The following is an 18,433-nucleotide window of genomic DNA, read 5'->3' as shown; positions in this document are numbered from 1 at the left end:
GGCATCTCAGCTCGATTCCTTGGCGAAGAACGCCGTCGCTTTTTTTAGGATGTCACGCTCCATCCGCAGGATCTCGTTCTCGCGTCGAAGCTGCTGTATCTCGGCCTGCTCGGCCGTCAGCGGAACGGCGGGGGGCGATCGCGAAGGCGCTCCAGAACCGGCTTGAGCCTTCTCGATCCAGCGCCTGAAGACACTCTCGACCAGATCCAGGTCACGGCATACCCGAGACACCGGCTGACCTCGCTCAAGGACTAGGGCAACCGCGCCGGCCTTGAAATCAGGTGTGAACTGACGACGAATTCTTTTTGACATGGGACACCTCTGGACGAACCTTACGGCTCACGATGGGTGTCCATCAAATCCGGGCAAGCTCAAGGCGAGCGTTCCCAGCAACGAAGCGAAACCCAGCTCTTAGCCTTTCCCACACGCAACCTCAGTCGTCGAAAGAGCCGGCGGGTGCCACCTTCGGGGCCGGTAGCCGCAGGCGAGGGGTTCGAACGGACAAGGCCTGAAGGGGGCCGGCCAGGACGGCCGGCCGTTTCCGCTGAGCCACGGAGGGCGAATCGGAAACCCCCGTTCGAAGCCCGACCCGGCCCGAAGGGCAATCAATAAACGGCCGCGCACGCGGCCCTTCATTGACGGGTCGCCGCAGGCGTGGCCACGAGGGTGGCACCCGCCGGCTCTTGCCCCAAGGCCCAAGGCCAACGCGATGCCGAGGCGAGCCCATCACCATCCAAAAACCACAAACAAAAAAGGCCGCCCGAAGGCGGCCCAGGATTCCCCCCGGCGAGGCGGACGGCGCGAGCCGACCGCCAACCGGTTGGTCAGAAGCGGAAGCGGACGTAGGCAGCCGGTCCGTCGAGCTTCATGTCGAGATCCAGGTCGTAGCGACGCTTATCCTGGTTGAGCTTGATGCGGGTGTAGGCGTATTCCGCACCGAAGCCCACGTTCTGCCACGGGAACCACTCGACGCCGAGCGCCGCGTCCCAGATGTGGCCGTAGACGCTGCCGCCGTTCTTCTTCACGCCCGAGGCGTTGAAGTACATGCGCCACTGGTCGTTGAACGCGTGCCGCCAGCCGAGCTGCAGGTTGGGTGCCCAGGCGTTGACGTCGCTGGAAGCGCGGTCCGAGACGGTCTGACCAAAGCCGGACGCCGTGCCGCTGATGCTGGCCTGGACCTTGTAATACGCCGCACCCAGGCCGACGCCGAACACGTCGTTGCCCGTGCCGAACCACCACTTGTAGGCAGCGCTGCCGAAGGTGAACTTCAGGTCACCCTTGACCCGCGCCGTGGCGTCGATCGGGTTGCCGAGGAAGTTGATCGAGGTATCGAGGCTCTTGGCGTGCGAGCGGTTCACTTCGTAGTAGTCGAAGGTGAAGCCCTGGTGCTCGCCGATCAGGAAGTCCAGACGTGCGCGCGGCACGGTCTTGTGCTTCTTGAAGTCGAGGTCGTCTTCCAGGTTGACGTCGCCGCTGGTATTGAGGATGCCGGTCTTCGCGCCGATCGTCGTGTCGTTGTTGGTGTAGTAACCGCCCAACCAGATGCTGACGTTGTCGAGGGCGGGAGACTGCGACTTCTTCTCGCTGCTGTCCTGCGCATGCGCGGCCGCGCCGAAGGCGGCGAGCGAAGCGATGGCAAGGCCTGCAGTGAGCTTGCCGTAACGGAATTGACCTGTGCGCATGAACAAAACTCCCTGGAAATGTTTCAAAGTTGTTAGTACCCCCGTTTGAAATTTTAACAAACGCAAGTGTGTGCGTTTTGTGCAGGGGAACTCTCCAGCGTTTGAAACATCGGCGAAAACAGCAATGCGAGCCGCCTTCAGGGACTATTCCGCCCCTGACGGAAGGTGATCCGCATCACATATCGGGCCTCACATGCGCTTTACCTTACGAAAGTAAGGCCTCCCTCCTCGACACCCGCGCCACTTGGCAAGGCCGGTCGCTGCTGCGCCCGCCCTTGCCCCGACGCCTCGATCCGGGGATCATTCGAACGATCGTTTGAACCGGATGTCGCCGTGTCCTATCCCCATCTGCTTGCCCCGCTGGACCTGGGCTTCACCACCCTGCGCAACCGTGTCCTGATGGGCTCGATGCACACAGGGCTGGAGGACAAGGCCGCCGACTACGACAAGCTGGCGGCCTTTTTCGCCGAGCGCGCGCGCGGCGGCGTGGGCCTGATCGTCACCGGCGGCATCGCACCCAACATCCAGGGCTGGCTGAAACCGATGTCGGGCACGATGTCGATGCCCTGGCACGTGGGTCGCCACCGAAAGGTCACCTCGGCGGTCCATGCCGAGGGCGGCAAGATCTGCATGCAGATCCTCCATGCCGGTCGTTATGCCTACCACCCCCTGTCGGTCGCCCCGTCCCGGATCAAATCGCCGATCACGCCGTTCACGCCACGGGCGCTGGGCTCTCGAGGCGTGGAGCGCAGCATCGACGCCTTCGTGCGCAGTGCGAAGCTAGCCCGGGACGCAGGCTACGACGGTGTCGAGGTGATGGGCTCGGAAGGCTACCTGATCAACCAGTTCCTCACCTCGCGTACCAATAAACGCGCCGACCACTGGGGCGGCTCGGCCGCGAACCGCATGCGGTTCCCGATAGAGATCGTGCGGCGCATGCGCGAGGCGTTGGGCAAGGACTTCATCATCGTCTACCGCCTGTCGATGCTCGATCTGGTCGACGACGCGCAGCCGTGGGGCGACATCGTCACCCTCGCCAAGGCGGTGGAAGCCGCGGGTGCGACGATCATCAACACGGGCATCGGCTGGCACGAGGCCCGGGTTCCCACCATCGTGACCAGCGTGCCGCGCGGCGCGTTCCGCTGGGTGACCCGGCGCATGAAGGGCGAGGTGGCGATACCGCTGGTGACCACCAACCGCATCAACATGCCCGACGTGGCCGAACGCATCCTGGCCGACGGCGACGCCGACATGGTCTCGATGGCCCGGCCGCTGCTCGCGGATCCGGAATGGGTGAACAAGGCGCGCGCCTCGCGGCCGCAGGCGATCAACACCTGCATCGCCTGCAACCAGGCCTGCCTCGATCACGTCTTCGAGAATCGCCGGGCGTCGTGCCTGGTTAACCCGCGGGCATGCCACGAGACCGAACTGACGATCACGCCGGCCGCCGTTGCGCGCCGTGTCGCCGTGGTCGGTGCGGGGCCCGCAGGGCTGGCCGCCGCGACCACCCTGGCCCAGCGCGGGCATGCCGTCACGCTGTTCGATCGCGCCCACGCGATCGGTGGCCAGTTCAACATGGCCAAGCGAATTCCGGGCAAGGAAGAATTCAGCGAAACGCTGCGCTACTTCGATCATCGCCTGGACGAGACCGGCGTGACCCGCCGACTGGGCACCGATGCCGACGCGGACATGCTGGCGTCCGGCGGCTTCGACACCGTGATCCTCGCCACCGGCGTACTGCCCCGGCCGCTGTCGATCCCCGGCGCCGATCATCCCCGGGTGCTGAGCTATATCGATGTCCTCCACGGCAACGCGGCGGTGGGCGCCCGGGTCGCCGTCATCGGCGCGGGCGGCATCGGCTTCGACGTCGCCGAATTCCTGACCGAGAGCACCCCCTCGCCAACGACGGACATCGCACGCTGGACGCGCGAATGGGGCGTGGACATGACCATGGCTACCCCCGGCGGCCTGATGCCGGCGCACCCGGAGAAACCCGAGCGTGAGGTGTGGTTGTTGCAGCGAAGCGAAGGGCGACCAGGTGCGCGCCTCAACAAAACATCAGGCTGGGTGCACCGTGCCACGTTGAAGAACAAGCGCGTGAAGATGATCGGCGGCGTGACCTACGAGCGCATCGACGACGCCGGCCTGCATGTGATCGTGGGGGGCGAGGCCCAAGTGCTGGCCGTGGACCATGTGGTCGTCTGCGCCGGGCAGGAGCCGAATCGCGCGCTGCATGCCGCCCTGGTCACGCGCGGCGTCGACGTACGACTGGTGGGTGGCGCGGATGTGGCCGCGGAGCTGGATGCGAAGCGGGCGATCGACCGCGCGACGAGGATGGCGGCGGCGATGTGAATCACGTTTCGGCGTCGACGCGCCGCAGGTTTCGCGCGTCGAGCCTTAGCGGAGGCGGCTACGCCGCATTATCTTCATTCGCGCACATCGTGCGCTCCTACGACAGCCGCATCGTAGGAGCGCACGATGTGCGCGAATGAAAAACACCGCGGTGTAGCCGCCTCTACGACGCACGATGTGCGCGAATCGAGACACCGCGGCGAAGCCGCCTCACTACATCAACGCTTCTCGATCGGCGTATACGTCTGGTCTTCCGGCCCGGTGTAGTTCGCGCTCGGGCGGATGATCTTGCCGTCCTGGCGCTGTTCGATCACGTGGGCGCTCCAGCCCGACGTCCGCGCAATGACGAACAGCGGCGTGAACATGGCAGTGGGAACGCCCATCATGTGGTACGCCGACGCCGAGTACCAGTCGAGGTTGGGGAACATCTTCTTCAGTTCCCACATAAGCTTCTCGATCTTTTCCGACACCTCGAACAGGCGCGGGTTGCCGCCGTCGGTGCACAGCTTGCGCGCGATTTCCTTGATGATCTCGTTGCGCGGATCGGACACCGTGTACACCGGATGCCCGAAGCCGATGATGATCTCCTTGCGCTCGACGCGTGCGCGGATATCCGCTTCCGCCTCGGCGGCGTCGCGATAGCGCGCGATGATTTCCATCGCCACCTCGTTGGCACCGCCGTGCTTCGGGCCACGCAGTGCGCCGATGGCACCGGTGATAGCCGAGTACATGTCCGAGCCGGTACCGGCGATGACACGCGCGGCGAAGGTGCTGGCGTTGAACTCGTGCTCGGCGTACAGCACCAGCGAACGATCCAGCGCATGCGAATGCAGCTCGCTGGGCTTGCGGCCATGCAGCAGATGCAGGAAATGGCCGGCGATCGACTCGTCGTCGGTCTCGGTCTCGATGCGCTTGCCGTTGTGGCTGAAGTGGTACCAGTACAGCAGGATGGAACCGAAGCTGGCCATGAGCCGGTCGGCGATGTCGCGTGCGCCGGTGACGTTGTGGTCGTCCTTCTCCGGCAGCACCGTGCCCAGCACCGAGGCGCCGGTGCGCATCACGTCCATCGGATGAGTGGCGGCCGGCAGCAGCTCCAGCGACGCCTTGACCGGTGCCGGCAGGCCGCGCAGGCGCTTCAGCTTGGCACGATAGGCGTTCAGCTCCATCCAGTTCGGCAGCACGCCGTGCACGAGCAGGTAGGCCACTTCCTCGAACGAGCCCTTCGCGGCCAGGTCGTGGATGTCGTAGCCACGGTAATGCAGGTCGTTGCCGCTGCGGCCGACCGTGCACAGCGCCGTGTTGCCGGCGGCGATGCCGGATAACGCGACGGATTTCTTCGGCTTCGGGCCGGTCGTGGTTGCGGTGTCGCTCATGCGTGACTCTCCTTAACCCTGCTTAGAGAAAAGCGCGTCGAGGTGACGCTCGAATTCGTGATAGCCGATGCGGTCGTAGAGTTCCTCGCGCGTCTGCATCGTGTCGATGACATTGCGCTGGTGACCGTCGCGGCGAATGCTGGTGTAGACGTTTTCCGCCGCCTTGTTCATGGCGCGGAACGCGGAAAGGGGATACAGCACGATGCCGACGCCGACGCTGCCCAGTTCCTCGGTGCTGAACAACGGGGTCTGGCCGAACTCGGTGATGTTGGCCAGCACCGGCACCTTCACCGCGTCGACGAAACGCTGGTAGGTCGGCAGGTCGTAAGCCGCCTCGGCGAAGATCGCATCGGCACCCGCCTCGACACAGGCGATCGCCCGCTCGATGGCGGCGTCCACGCCAAGCACCGCGATGGCGTCGGTGCGAGCGATGAGGAAGAAGTCGGGATCGGTCTTCGCGTCGGCCGCGGCCTTGACCCGGTCGGCCATCTCGCCCGTGGTGACGATTTCCTTGCCGGGACGATGACCGCAGCGCTTCGCGCCCACCTGGTCCTCGATGTGGCACGCCGCGGCGCCGGCCTTGATCAGGCTCTTGACGGTGCGGGCGATGTTGAAGGCACTGGGCCCGAAGCCGGTATCGATATCGACCATCAACGGCAGGTCGCAGACATCGGTAATGCGGCGCACGTCCACGAGCACGTCGTCCAGCGTGTTGATGCCCAGGTCGGGCAGGCCCAGCGACCCGGCGGCCACGCCGCCGCCGGACAGGTAGATGGCCTGGAATCCGGCCCGCTTCGCGAGCAGCGCATGGTTGGCGTTGATCGCGCCGATGACCTGCAGGGGCCGTTCGGCCGCGAGTGCGGCACGGAAATGGCCACCGGCCGAGGAAGGCTGCGCCATGGAATGCTCCGGGTAAAGACGCGCATTTTAGCGCAGCTGCGTGAAGAGGCCTTGCTGCGCCGCGGCGTACGCGTCTTACCCGGGGGTTACCTCCCCTGCCCCGGGCGCGCCACCCCATACATCTCCCAGGCGATCTTCTTCATCAGCGCCTGGCGATCGTCGCCCTCGACATAGAGGTCGAAGTGGGTCTTGCCGGGCAGGAAGCGGATATCGCTGCGGGCGTGCAGGCCATCCAGCGTTTCCTTGAGCAATTTCGCAGAGCCATCGAGGTAGAACGTATCCGCGGTGCCCACGATCAGGTGGATCTTGCCGTCGAGGTCGGGCTTGAGCGTGGGCCATTGCGTGCGCAGGCGCTGGGCGATGTCGTAATGGTCGCGCCAGTAGGCCACCACCTCGGGATCGATCACGCCGGTGTCGCGGTTGAACATCGGCTGCGGACGCCCATCCTTGCCCCGCGGCGAGAACACCCAGTCGAACGAGGCCAGCTGACCGCCGTAGGCACCCAGCACCCGCTCCAGGCGGGCGAAGGTCTCGAACGTGGCGATCACCTTGCCGTCGTCGCGCACCAGGGGATAGGCCGTGCCGTCGGGCGCCTTGTAGGCGTTGGCGTGCGGCGCATAGAGGTCGATGTTGGTGAAGTTGTGGAAGTCGCTCGGGTCGGGCGAGGTGGACCACGTGCCGCCGAACACCTTCGGGTAACGCGTCTGCAGCCACAGCGTGGCCCAGCCGCCGGAGGAATGCCCGTTGAGGAACCGGCCGCCCACCTTCGCGTCCATCCGGTAGCGGCCTTCCAGCCAGGGGATGTACTCGGTGGTCAGGGCCTGGCCCCAGGGCCCGTTGTTCACCGAGTCGGCAAACTCATGCGTGCCGGTGGGGCCGGACTCGTCCAGCAGCACCCAGATCATCGGCGGCATCTGCCGGTTGGCCATGGCCGACCACAGCGAGGCGATCGTGCCCGCGTACTCGTCGAAACCGCCGCCGAAGCCGTGGGTCACGTAGACGGTGGGATAGCGCGTACTCGCCTTGGCGTCGTAGCCCGGCGGCGTCAGCACCCAGGCGCGGATCGCCAGCGGGCGCCCGGCGAAGGCGGTCAGCGCGGCGCTGGGCATGATCTCGGCGTGCGCGTGCTTGCGCGCCTCGGGCAATGCATCGCGGACCGCCTGCGGTACCCGCGGCGACAGCAACCAGGGATCTTTCGCCGGAACGGTCTTGTCCAGCACCAGGGTGGGCACGGTGCCGCCCGGGGCCAGCTTCACCGCCGTCACCGCGCTGAGCAGATCGCCCGCGCCACGGCCGTGGTAGTTGTAGTCGTGGCCGACATCCAGCACGGCCTGGACCAGGTAATCGCCCGGCGGCAGTGCGGAGAACCCGGCGGGGAACGCTTCGCCGTCGGTATCGATGTCGACCGTCTGGCCGCCGCCGATCCAGGTCACGTCGCGGGCGGCCACGGAGACCGCGGTCGGCCGGAACGGGTTGGTGTCTACGGCCTCGGGTTTGCCGTCCTTCGCGGCCGAGGCCGGCATGGCGAACAGGAGCAGGCGGCCCGACGTGCCCGGGCTGGCGGCGGGCAAGCCCACCCGGACGATGCGATGGACCGCTGGCGCCGCGTCCGCATGGACGGCATCGAAGCCACCCGCGAGGAGGGCCAGCGCGAGAACCGCGCGGAACGGTGAAGCGATGGACATGTGTTTCCCCTTATCGGCCGCGATGCGCGGCGTGGCAACATGGCCGATCCTGCCACGATACGCGAGGTGAACCGAGTGCCATTGGATTGGATCAGCACACACGCCTTGTCGATCTGGGCCCTGCTGCTGGCGGTGGCCCTGGTCGGCTCGGACGTGGCCTGGCGACGCGCCGTGCGCCGACGTGAAGGCCTCGACCCGGCCGCACGCGCCTTCCTTCGGCCGACGACCGCGCTGGTCGTGGTGGTGACCATGCTGCTGGTCGCCACGGTGATCGCGGTGGAGGTGCGCGAGCAGGCTGGGCTGACGGTATTCGACGCCGGACTGGCGGCCGACCTGCGGGCCAACCTGCCCCTGCCCGTGCTGCGGGTCATCGCCTGGGTAACGCACAGCGGCGACCCCGTGGTCGTGGGCGCGGCCACCGGCGTGGTCTTCGTGGCCCTGCTGCTGCGCCGCCACTTCCGCCTCGCCGCGACCTGGATCGTTACGCTGGTAGGCACCGCCCTGATCAACAGCGCCCTCAAGGCGTGGTTCCATCGCGAGCGCCCCCTGCACGACCACGGCTTCATCGTCGAGCGCAGCTACAGCTTTCCCAGCGGGCATGCCTCCGGCTCGATGGTCTTCTACGGCATGCTGGCCTACGTGTTGCTAGTGCTGTGCCCGCCACGCTGGCATCGCGCCATCGTGATCGGCGCGGTCACCATGATCACCGTCGTCGGCATCAGTCGCATCCTGCTCCAGGTGCATTATTTCAGCGACGTGATGGCCGGCTACGCCACGGGCCTGGCCTGGGTGACCCTCTGCGTGGGCAGCGCCGAATACCTGCGCCTCCGCGAAGGCCGCCGTGCCACCACGTAAATTCATGCGACCGTGACGAGACGAGTGCTTCGATCCTCGCCCATGCCCACCCCACTCGCTTTTGCCATCGTCATGAACGCCGGCTCCGGCCGCCAGGACGCGGACGCCGCGCGCGACGAGATCGCCTCGATCCTGGAGGCCGCCGGTCGCCCCCATGCGTTTTTCCTGATCGACGACGGGCATCCGATCGAGCAAGCGGTCCGCGAGGCGGCCGCCTATGCAAAAGAGCACGAGGGCGCCATCGTGGCGGCGGGAGGCGACGGCACCATCAACTGCGTCGCGCAGACCGCCTGGCGCGAGCAACTGACCATGGGCATCCTGCCGCAGGGCACGTTCAACTTCACCGGGCGCACGCACGGCATTCCCACCGACACGCGTGGCGCCGCCGAGGCCCTGGTGCGGTCGACGCCGATCGACGCGCAGATCGGCATGGTCAACGACCGGATGTTCATGGTCAACGCCAGCCTGGGTCTCTACCCGCAGGTGCTGGAGGATCGCGAAACCTGGAAGCAGCGCTTCGGCCGTCACCGCATCGTGGCATTGTGGTCGGGCCTGGCCACGCTGATGCGCGACTACCGGCCACTGCGTATCGCGGTCACCGACGGATCGCAGGCGCGCCAGCTGCGCACGCCCACGTTGTTCGTCGGCAACAACGCCCTGCAGCTGGAAAAGATCGGCCTGGACGAGGCTGCCGACGTGCATCGCAACGACGGCACGCTGGCCGGGCTGGTCCTCAAGCCGATCGGCAAGCTGACCATGCTGCGGCTGATCCTCAGCGGTGCGCTGGGCAAGCTGGGCGAAGCCGAGCATGTGGTGAGCTTTCCGTTCCGCGAGATCACAGTGACGCCGCGGCGCCGGCACACGAAGATCAAGGTGGCGATCGATGGCGAAATCGTCTGGCTCGCCCCACCCATCGTGTTCCGCGCCGCGCCGCGTCCCCTCGTGCTTCTCACCGACGGTGAGCGCCAGCCCGGGGAGGATCCGGGTTGAGCCTGCTGGTACAGATTTCCGATACCCATTTCGGCACCGAGCGCCCGCCCGTGGTCGCCGCCCTGGGCGAACTGATCGCCTCGTTGCGACCCGACCTCGTCATCCTCTCCGGCGATGTGACGCAGCGCGCACGGCGCAGCCAGTTCGACGCGGCGCGGCGCTTCATCGATGCCTGCGGCCGCCCATCCCTGGTCATTCCGGGCAACCACGACGTGCCGCTGCTGAACGTGTTCGCGCGTGCGTTCGATCCGTTCGGTGGCTACCGTCGCGCGTTCGGACACGACCTCGAGCCGGTGCACGCCAGCGACGACCTGCTGGTGATCGGTGTGAACACCGTGCGTGCCGCGCGCCACAAGAACGGCGAGGTATCCGATGCGCAGATCGAGCGAGTCGTACGGCAGTTGCGCGAGGCCAGCACGGCGCAGCTGCGTATCGTCGTCACCCACCAACCCGTGCATGTGATCCGCGAATCGGATGTGGCCAACCTACTGATCAACCACGAGCGCGCCATCGCCGCCTGGGCCGGGGCGGGTGCGGATCTTGTCATGGGCGGGCATATCCACCTGCCCTACGTCAGGCCGCTGAACACGGAAAAACGTGCGCTGGCCAGCGAACTGTGGTCCGTGCAGGCCGGTACGGCGCTGTCCACGCGCATCCGTGACGGCATCAGCAACTCGTTCAATGTCATCCACCACGATCCCGCCAACGATCCGGGCAGCTGCGTGGTGGAGCACTGGGACTACAACGAGGCCAACGGCCGGTTCGACCCCGGTGGCAAGACCACCATTCCGCTGCAGCGCTGACCGTCACACGTAGTGCATCTTCCGCGCGACGCCGCCGTCCACCGTGATGTTCTCACCGGTGATGAAGCCGGCCTGCGACGACAGCAGGAACACGGCCAGTGCACCGATATCCGGCGGCAGGCCGGCGCGCCCGACGGGATGTTGCGCATGATCCGCGGCGGATAACCGCGTCTTGCGGCGCAGGCCCGGTTTTTTCCATTCGTCCACGACCACCCAGCCGGGGTTGATCGCATTCACGCGCACCGGCCCGGCACTGATCGCCAGCGCATGGGTGAAGGCGACGATGCCGCCCTTGCTGGCCGCGTAGGCTTCCGTGTCCGGCTCCGACTGGTGCGCACGCGACGACGCGATGTTGACGATCGCGCCGTTGCTGCGCGTGAGCGCCGGCAACGCATGCTTGCTGCACAGGAAGGTACCGCCCAGGTTGGTATCGATGCGGCGTTTCCACTCGCTCCAGTCAAGCTTGGGCAGCGGACCGCTGTTGGGATCGGCGATACCCGCGTTGTTGACCAGGCCGTCGATGCGACCGAAGCGCTTGAGCGCCGCGGCCACGAAGCGTTTCACGCTGGCTTCCTTCGACACGTCCAGCGCCAGGAAGGCGGCACGCTCGGCGGCATCCCATTCCTCCAGGCAGGCCCTTCCGGCGTCGGCATCCACGTCGCCGATGACCACCGATCCACCGACGGCAAGCACCGCCTCGGCGATGCCCTTGCCGATGCCCTGCGCGCCGCCGGTCACCAACACCACCTTGCCGGGCCACTCGACGGTGCCCGTCGACGGAAGGGGTGCCGCCTTGTTCGCTGCCGCCATGGTCGTGTCTCCTGCCGGAAGGCCTCGATGCTCCGCGCGCCGCCGTGCAGGGAACGTCACGCGGCGCGGTAATAGTCCACGGGGCGATAGCCGCGTGCGTATAGCCCGAACGCCAGCGCAGCCACGGCAGCAAAGCCGGCGAAGAAGAACATCTGGAACGCGGTGATCCCCATGCCCGTGCCCGCGATCCCTGCCAGCACGGCTTCGTTGCGCACGCCTGCGTTGGCCAGCAGCACCCAGAGGTTGCCGACGGTGACGCTCAACGTCCAGAAGCTCATCAGCGTGCCCTTCATCGACGGCGGTGCCTGGCTGTAGGCAAATTCCAGACCGGTCGCCGAGACCAGCACCTCGCCCATGGTCAGCAACACGTACGGCAGCACCTGCCATGCGATCGAAAGCGCATCGCCACCGTCCAGCGCCATTTGCAACACGCCGACCACTACCCAGGCCAGCGCGGAAAACACGATGCCCGCCGTCATGCGACGCAGGGCCGTGGGCTCGATGCCGGCCTTGCGCAGCAGCGGAAACAGCACGAGGTTGTTGAACGGGATCAGCAGCAGCACCAGCAGCGGATTGATCGCCTGCATCTGCGCGGGGTGCAGCCAGTCGGGCGCACGCATCGCGCCGGCCTGGAGCACCCAGGTCGAGGCTTTCTGGTCGAACAACGACCAGAACGGCGTAACCAGGGCGAACACCACCAGCACGCGCAGCACCACCGCCACGCCGTCGATCGCCTCGTCGGGATGAGTACCGCGCGCCCGCTCCAGCTGCATGCGCGTACCGATGCCACCCCCGATCAGGATCGCCACAAGCCCGAGGCACAGCGCCGCGACGATGCCGAGCACCGGCGTGGTCGCCAGTGCCGCCAGCGCCAGCACGACAGACCCCGCGGCGACCCATAAACCCGGCCGGCCCTGCCCTTCGCGACGGGTGAGCAACGCGGTGCGCACCACCTTCATGAAACCGTGGGGATCGTTCCCCGCGGGTGGTGCCATCACGTAGTGACGCCGACCGCACCAGAACACCACGGTGGCAACGAACATCAACGCACCGGGAATGCCAAACGCCACGGCTGCGCCGTAATGGCGCAGGAAGAAGGGCATAGACACCGATGCGAGAAACGAACCGACGTTGATGATCCAGTAGAACGCATCGAACACGACCTTCGCCAGGCGTCGGTTCCCCTCGTCGAACTGGTCGCCGACGAACGCCGCGACGCAGGGCTTGATCCCGCCCGCGCCCAGGGCGATCAACGCAAGGCCGGTGTAGAAGCCTGCCACGCTGTGCTCGAACATGGCCAGGCAGAGGTGCCCCAGGCAGTAGACCAGGCTGAGCCACAGCACGGTGCGGTACTTGCCGAACCAGCGGTCGGCCAGCCAGCCGCCCAGCAGCGGAAAGAAATACACGCCGATGACGAAGGTATGGAACACGTCCTTGGCCGCCCCCGCACGCTCCGCCTCCGGCAGGTACAGCAGCAGCGAAGTGATCAGGAACGGCGTCAGGATGTTGCGCATCCCGTAGAAGCTGAAGCGCTCGCACCCCTCGTTACCGATGATGTAGGCGATCTGCCGCGGCATGCGCTCCGGCGGGCTGGCGGCATCGGCGATGGGCGTCATGGGCGTTTCCGCGGCTTACGAAGAAGCGCTGGATGCTAAACGAAACGCTCAGGCGAGCCGCGTTACCCTTGGTCATTCGACGTCCCAAGGAGTGACCATGCACGCGATCCCCACCGGCCTCATCGGCTACGGCACCGCAGGCGCCTTCTTCCATGCACCGCTGATCGCCGCCGCGGAGGGCCTGCATCTTGCCGCCATCGGCAGCCGCCGCGCCGATCAGATCGCCCGCGACTTTCCCGAAGCCAAGGCCTACGAAAATCCTCATGATTTGCTGACCGACCCCTCGCTCGAACTGATCGTCATCGCCTCGCCGAACGAAAGCCATGCCCCGCTCGCACGTGCCGCGCTGGAAGCCGGCAAGCACGTGGTGGTCGACAAGCCGTTCACCCTGGACGCGACGGAAGCCGATGCGCTGATCGAACTGGCCGACCGCGTGGACCGCCGCCTGTCGGTCTTCCAGAACCGTCGCTGGGACAACGATTTCCTGACGGTGCGCCGCCTGATCGAAGACGGCCGACTGGGCGAGGTGGTCTACTTCGAAACGCACTTCGATCGTTTCCGGCCCGAGATCAAGCCGGGCTGGCGGGAAACCGAAGTGGCCGGATCGGGTGTGCTGTACGACCTCGGCGCGCACCTGATCGACCAGGCACTGGTGCTGTTCGGCCTGCCCCGTGCGATCACCGCGGATGTGATGCGCCAGCGCGCGGCCGCCAAAACCGACGACTACTTCCACCTGGTGCTGGATTACGGTCACCGCCGCGCGGTGCTGCACGCATCGGCGCTGGTCCGCGACCCGGGACCGCGCTACCTGGTGCATGGCGATGGCGGCAGCTTCGTCAAGTACGGCATCGACGGCCAGGAGGCCGCCCTGCGCGAAGGTCGCCGACCGGGCGGTGAGCACTGGGGCGACGACGACCCCACGCTGTTCGGACGCTTCACCGATGCCGATGGCAGCACCACGGTGATCGACACCCTTCCCGGCCGCTACACCGCGTACTACGACGGTGTCGCAGCCGCCATCCGCGGCGAATCCGCCGTGCCCGTGGACCCGCGCGAATCGCGGGACGTCATTCGCGTGATCGAGGCGGCACAGTTGAGCGCACGCGAACGACGCACGGTGGTGCTATAGGGCATCGCCGGTGGCCACGCCACGGGAGCGGTCGCTGACCCAGCCGCTCCATGACGGTGCATAAAGGCGTGAACCGCACAGGCCCGCGTACTCCATGGCCAGCAGGTTGTGGCACGCGGTAACGCCGGAGCCGCACATGTGCACCACATCGTCCGCGGGGTGCGGCCCGATCACGCCCTCGAACGCCCGACGCAGGGCCTCGGGGGAACGGAACATGCCGTCGGTGTCGAGGTTGTCCGCGAACGGCCGGTTGCGCGCGCCGGGCACGTGTCCGGCCACGGGGTCCAGCGGCTCGACCTCGCCGCGATAGCGCGGCGTGGCACGCGCGTCCAGCAGGACCAGCCGTCCCGACGCCACGCCCTCGGCCAGGGTGTCGGCATCCACCATGCCGGCTTCGTCGAAGGCTACACGCACGGCCGTCGCCTCCCGCTGCGGTACCTCGGCATCCACGGGCAACGCGGCCCGCGCCCAGGCGGCCCAGCCGCCATCGAGCACGGCCACGTTATCCAGGCCGGCCAGACGCGCCAGCCACCAGAAACGCGCGGCCGCCAGGGCCCCGCCGGCCGCATCGTAGACGACCACCTGCAGGTCCGGCCGCCAGCCCGAACGCGCCAGCCAAGCCTGAAAACGCTCGGGCGAGGGCAACGGATGACGACCACGACCGTTCGCGGGCGTCGCCATGTCGGCCAGGTCGCGGTCGAGATCGGCACGCACGGCGCCACGGACATGCGCCCGCGCATAGTCCTCGTCACCCTGGGCGGGATGGGCGAGGTCGAACCGGGCATCGACGAACAACACGTCGTGCGCGGAGAGGTGGGCGGCGGTGCCGGCATCGACGAGCGTGCGCGAGATCAGCATGGGTGGTGTCCCATCCGTTTCAGCAGGTTGAGGAGGATGGCCGCCGTGACGCCCCAGATGCGGTAGCCGGCATGCAGGAATTCGACCATGTCACGACGGTGACCACGGAACTCCATGGTGTAGCGACGCAGGTTGTCCGGCTCGAGGAAGAACGCGAAGGGCACCTCGAACACCTCGGCCACTTCGCCGGGGTCTGGTCGGAGCACGGCGTCGGCGTCGATGCGCGCGACCACCGGCGTCACCGAGTAGCCGCTGATCGTCTCGAACGCATCCAGAAAGCCCAGCGGCGTGACCTTGCGCGCATCCAGCCCGATTTCCTCGTGGCTCTCGCGCAGCGCCGTGGCCACGGCATCCGCGTCGTGGTCTTCCACCCTGCCGCCGGGAAAGGCGACCTGGCCGGCGTGCTGCTGCAACGTATCGGTGCGGACGGTGAGCACGACGTTCTGCTCGCGGTCGTCGCGGATGCCGATCAGCACGGCGGCCTTGCGGCGTGGGCCGTCGCCGATCAGCTCGGCCATGTCGTGGTGGTTCCAGCCGCGCGGACCCGGCGGTGTGTCCAGGGGCAGCAGCGCGCCGCGCAAACGGGCCAGGAGGTCGTCCATCACCAGGCCTGTCGGGTGGGAAGGATCTCATCCATCAACCAGCGCTTGCGGTCGTCGTCCAGCGACGACCAGCAGGCGATCTCCTCGCCCGTGCGCAGGCAACCCACGCAAAGGCCGCGCGCGTCGAGGCGGCACACGCCGGTGCACGGTGTCAGGGGGAGCGAGGATGATGGGACCGGGGACATACCGTCGGTCATTCTAGCGCGACCCTCAGGGCTTGACGTCGATCAACTCGAGGTCGAACACCAGGGCCTCGTTGGGGCCGATGCGGGGCAGCTCGCCGCGCTCGCCATAGGCCAGCGCCGGGGGAATCACCACCTTCCACTTGTCGCCCACGCGCATGCGCGGGATCACGTCCTGCCAGCCGGGAATCACCCGGTTGACCGTGAAGGTGACGGGCTTGCCGTGGGCGTAGGAACTGTCGAACTCGGTGCCGTCGATCAACGCACCGCGGTAATTGACCACCACGGTGCTGGTGACACTGGCCTGCGCACCGCGGCCCTTGTTGAGCACGGCGTACTGGATACCGGAAGGCAGCGTGGTGACGCCCGGCCGGACCCGGTTGCGGGCGAGGAAATCGCTGCTGCGCTTGGCGTTGGCGGCGGCGACACGGCGGAACTCCACCACGGAATCGCGCTGCACCTTGGCGTCGAAGTTCACCAGCTGCTGCTGCATGACATCGATGGGTACGCCCGGCGCGCGCTTGGCGTAGCCGTCCTGGAGCGCCCTGACCAGCACCGCGATGTCGACATCGGGCTGGGCGCTGTTGGCGAACTGGGTGCCGATCTGGTAACCGATGGCGTACGACAGCCGGGTCTTGTCGATGGCCGGTGCGGCGGAAGCGTTTGCCGTGGCCGGCCCCTGGGCCAACGCCGGGAGGGCGGGCAGGCACAGCAAGGCGGCGATCGTGACCAGCAAACGCGAGGATGGCATCCCGTTCTCCAAGAACCCGGAACCCTGGGCGTGCGTGGAGGATAATCCATCGGCCGCTGCCCCGTCCGTACACCCTCAGACGCCGCGGAAGGGGTAAAGGTTCCCCTGCTACCATCCGCCGCCTTGCCCCACCGCCAGGAGCCGCCATGGCCTTTCGTACCCTCGTCACCGCCGATCGCGGCGCCGTCCGTCACATCACCGTCAACCGCTCCGACAAGCTCAACGCGCTCAACCGCGAGACCATCGGCGAGCTCACCCTGGCCTTCCGGCAGGCCGCGCAGGACGACGCCATCCGCGTCGTCGTGCTGGCCGGTGCGGGTGAGAAGGCATTCGTCGCCGGCGCGGACATTTCCGAGATGTCCGACTGGTCGCCGGTGAAGGCGCAGGCTGCGTCGCGCGCCGGGCAGGACTTGATGCTGACGGTGGAGCGCCTGGGCAAGCCCGTGATCGCGAAGATCCAGGGTTACACCCTGGGTGGCGGGATGGAGCTGGCCATGGCCTGCCATCTTCGCGTGGCCAGCGAGAAGGCACGCTTCGGCCAGCCTGAGATCGGCCTGGGCCTGATTCCCGGTTTCGGCGGCACGCAGCGCCTGACCCGTCTCGCTGGTCGCGGCCTGGCACTGGAGTTGTGCCTGCTGGGCCAGCAGATCGATGCGGCCCGTGCCGAGCGCACCGGCCTGGTCACCCGCGTGGTGGCGGCCGACGAACTGGACGCCGCCGTGGATGCCCTGGCCGACCAGCTGGCCGCCGCGGCACCCCTGGCCCTCAAGGGCATCCTGGAGGCCGTGATCGAAGGCGGCGAGTGCGCGATCGACCAGGGCCTGGCCTTCGAGACACAGGGCTTCGCCATCGCGTTCTCCACCGAAGACATGCGTGAAGGCACCGACGCGTTCCTGGAGCGGCGCAAGCCGGTGTTCAAGGGCGCCTGATACGGCGCCCGTGGTGCGTCAGTCGTGGCCGCCGGCGTATTTCTTCTCGCCCGCGGTCACGCGCACGTCCAGCCGGTTTTCCGGCGGCGCCAGCGGGCACGTGGCATACGGCGTGAACGCGCACGGCGGGTTGCGCGCCTCGTTGAAATCCAGCACCAGCTTGCCGTCCTTGGCCAGCGGCGTATCCAGGAACCGCGCCGCGCCGTAGGTTTCCTTGCCGCTGGTACGGTCGGCGAAGACGAAGAACAGTGAATCGGGTTCTTCCTGGATGGGGTAGAGCTCGAAGGTGTGGCCATCGCGCGTGAACACCGCCTTGCCCGGCACCTTCTCCTTGTCGATCGTGCCGAGCACCGAGCCGATTTCCAGCTCGTGCGGCGGATCGAACGGCACCCAGCGCGCTTCCACGCGCCACGTCGGGTCGACGGTGAAGTAATCCAGGCCGGCAAAGTGCATGCGCGTGGCGGCGTTGTCGTCCTTCACGCGCAGGGCTTTCTTGCCGTCGCGAGCGATAACGAAGAACCGGGCCGAGCCGAAGCGGACTTCCGTGGGCTTGCCGCCGGTGCTGCCATCGTCGACGAGCGTGGCGCGCTGCACCTCGCGACCGTCGACCAGCGCACCGCTGCCGGGCGCCAGCTCGATGGTGACCGCGCCGCCGTCGTCCAGCGTGACCACGCCAAGATGGGCGGGACCGGCCTTGAGGACGATGTCGTTGTCGGCCGCGCTGCCGATGCGATTGGCACCGGGCTGCAGCCAGTCCAGACCGACCAGGCTCAGCCAGCCGTCCGGCGCCTTCAGTGCGTCGATGCGTGCGGCACGCACTTTCTCGATGGCGGCGGTGTAGGCGTCGCCGGCAATGGCGTTGCCGGTGGTGACCGCTACGACGGAGGCGAAGGCAAGCGAACGGATCATGGCGAAA

16 protein-coding genes and 1 pseudogene are annotated in these 18,433 nt (G+C 67.2%); 6 read left to right on the top strand and 11 right to left on the bottom strand.

The genetic code is table 11. The annotated features are described in order from the left end of the window. Positions 1-6: 6 nt before the first annotated feature. Positions 7-312 carry a transposase gene (locus FA89_RS09130; protein ID WP_036140207.1) on the bottom strand — a complete coding sequence of 102 codons (306 nt, stop codon included), beginning with the start codon at positions 310-312 and terminating at the stop codon, positions 7-9. A 512-nt stretch (positions 313-824) separates the two neighbouring features. Next, positions 825-1,682 carry an outer membrane protein gene (locus FA89_RS09125; protein WP_185754285.1) on the bottom strand — a complete coding sequence of 286 codons (858 nt, stop codon included), beginning with the start codon at positions 1,680-1,682 and terminating at the stop codon, positions 825-827. A 333-nt stretch (positions 1,683-2,015) separates the two neighbouring features. On the opposite strand from FA89_RS09125, the gene FA89_RS09120 reads away from it, so the two are divergent. Further along, on the top strand, positions 2,016-4,034 hold the full coding sequence (locus FA89_RS09120) for an NADPH-dependent 2,4-dienoyl-CoA reductase (RefSeq protein WP_036140204.1): 2,019 nt from the start codon (positions 2,016-2,018) through the stop codon (positions 4,032-4,034). Between the two features lie 218 nt (positions 4,035-4,252). Here the strand turns inward: FA89_RS09120 and prpC are convergent, their stop codons facing one another. The 3 genes from prpC to FA89_RS09105 all read right to left on the bottom strand — a co-directional run bounded on the left by prpC (position 4,253) and on the right by FA89_RS09105 (position 7,992). Then, the gene (prpC, locus tag FA89_RS09115) at positions 4,253-5,407 is read right to left on the bottom strand and encodes a bifunctional 2-methylcitrate synthase/citrate synthase (protein ID WP_036140202.1); all 1,155 of its coding nucleotides are present in this window, start codon (positions 5,405-5,407) and stop codon (positions 4,253-4,255) included. 12 nt (positions 5,408-5,419) lie between these two features. Then, entirely contained in the window at positions 5,420-6,307 is an 888-nt protein-coding gene (prpB, locus tag FA89_RS09110) for a methylisocitrate lyase (RefSeq protein ID WP_036140201.1), read from the bottom strand. An 86-nt stretch (positions 6,308-6,393) separates the two neighbouring features. Further along, positions 6,394-7,992, bottom strand: a complete 1,599-nt coding sequence (locus tag FA89_RS09105) for an alpha/beta hydrolase (RefSeq protein WP_036140200.1) — start codon at positions 7,990-7,992, stop codon at positions 6,394-6,396. Positions 7,993-8,067: 75 nt separating this feature from the next. On the opposite strand from FA89_RS09105, the gene FA89_RS09100 reads away from it, so the two are divergent. Genes FA89_RS09100 through FA89_RS09090 form a run of 3 tightly spaced genes read left to right on the top strand, consistent with a single transcriptional unit; the run spans position 8,068 to position 10,640 of the window. Continuing rightward, on the top strand, positions 8,068-8,847 hold the full coding sequence (locus FA89_RS09100) for a phosphatase PAP2 family protein (protein ID WP_240003956.1): 780 nt from the start codon (positions 8,068-8,070) through the stop codon (positions 8,845-8,847). 42 nt (positions 8,848-8,889) lie between these two features. Further along, positions 8,890-9,837: a diacylglycerol/lipid kinase family protein gene (locus FA89_RS09095; protein ID WP_036140197.1), complete on the top strand. Its 948-nt coding sequence runs from the start codon at positions 8,890-8,892 to the stop codon at positions 9,835-9,837. Next, positions 9,834-10,640 carry a metallophosphoesterase family protein gene (locus FA89_RS09090; protein ID WP_036140194.1) on the top strand — a complete coding sequence of 269 codons (807 nt, stop codon included), beginning with the start codon at positions 9,834-9,836 and terminating at the stop codon, positions 10,638-10,640. The genes FA89_RS09095 and FA89_RS09090 overlap by 4 nt, the downstream gene beginning before the upstream one ends. Positions 10,641-10,643: 3 nt before the next feature. On the opposite strand, the gene FA89_RS09085 is transcribed toward FA89_RS09090, so the two are convergent. Both FA89_RS09085 and FA89_RS09080 read right to left on the bottom strand, forming a co-directional pair. Next, positions 10,644-11,450, bottom strand: coding sequence for an SDR family oxidoreductase (locus FA89_RS09085; protein ID WP_036140193.1), 807 nt, complete (start codon positions 11,448-11,450; stop codon positions 10,644-10,646). Between the two features lie 56 nt (positions 11,451-11,506). Continuing rightward, on the bottom strand, positions 11,507-13,066 hold the full coding sequence (locus FA89_RS09080; protein ID WP_051938646.1) for a POT-type proton-dependent oligopeptide transporter: 1,560 nt from the start codon (positions 13,064-13,066) through the stop codon (positions 11,507-11,509). 97 nt (positions 13,067-13,163) lie between these two features. Between FA89_RS09080 and FA89_RS09075 the strand changes: the two genes are divergently transcribed. Continuing rightward, positions 13,164-14,195, top strand: a complete 1,032-nt coding sequence (locus FA89_RS09075) for an oxidoreductase (RefSeq protein ID WP_036140191.1) — start codon at positions 13,164-13,166, stop codon at positions 14,193-14,195. Here the strand turns inward: FA89_RS09075 and FA89_RS09070 are convergent. From FA89_RS09070 to FA89_RS09055, 3 genes and pseudogenes are all read right to left on the bottom strand, one after another. Further along, positions 14,190-15,053, bottom strand: coding sequence for a sulfurtransferase (locus tag FA89_RS09070; protein ID WP_036140187.1), 864 nt, complete (start codon positions 15,051-15,053; stop codon positions 14,190-14,192). The genes FA89_RS09075 and FA89_RS09070 overlap by 6 nt on opposite strands. Then, positions 15,047-15,840, bottom strand: a pseudogene (locus FA89_RS09065) (CoA pyrophosphatase). Before FA89_RS09065 ends, FA89_RS09070 begins: the two are co-directional and overlap by 7 nt. Before the next feature lie 25 nt (positions 15,841-15,865). Continuing rightward, positions 15,866-16,588, bottom strand: a complete 723-nt coding sequence (locus tag FA89_RS09055) for an FKBP-type peptidyl-prolyl cis-trans isomerase (RefSeq protein WP_081916408.1) — start codon at positions 16,586-16,588, stop codon at positions 15,866-15,868. 146 nt (positions 16,589-16,734) lie between these two features. Between FA89_RS09055 and FA89_RS09050 the strand changes: the two genes are divergently transcribed. Continuing rightward, a complete protein-coding gene (locus FA89_RS09050; RefSeq protein ID WP_036140183.1) occupies positions 16,735-17,517 on the top strand; it encodes an enoyl-CoA hydratase/isomerase family protein in 783 nt (260 codons plus the stop codon). 18 nt (positions 17,518-17,535) lie between these two features. On the opposite strand, the gene FA89_RS09045 is transcribed toward FA89_RS09050, so the two are convergent. Next, positions 17,536-18,426: a DUF1684 domain-containing protein gene (locus FA89_RS09045; RefSeq protein WP_036140180.1), complete on the bottom strand. Its 891-nt coding sequence runs from the start codon at positions 18,424-18,426 to the stop codon at positions 17,536-17,538. Between the last annotated feature and the right edge of the window lie 7 nt (positions 18,427-18,433).

The sequence above is a fragment of the Luteibacter sp. 9135 genome, from assembly GCF_000745005.1.
In the GTDB taxonomy this organism is placed as follows: domain Bacteria; phylum Pseudomonadota; class Gammaproteobacteria; order Xanthomonadales; family Rhodanobacteraceae; genus Luteibacter.
Note: the sequence above shows the minus strand (reverse complement) of the source record. Positions and strands in the feature narration are given on the sequence as shown.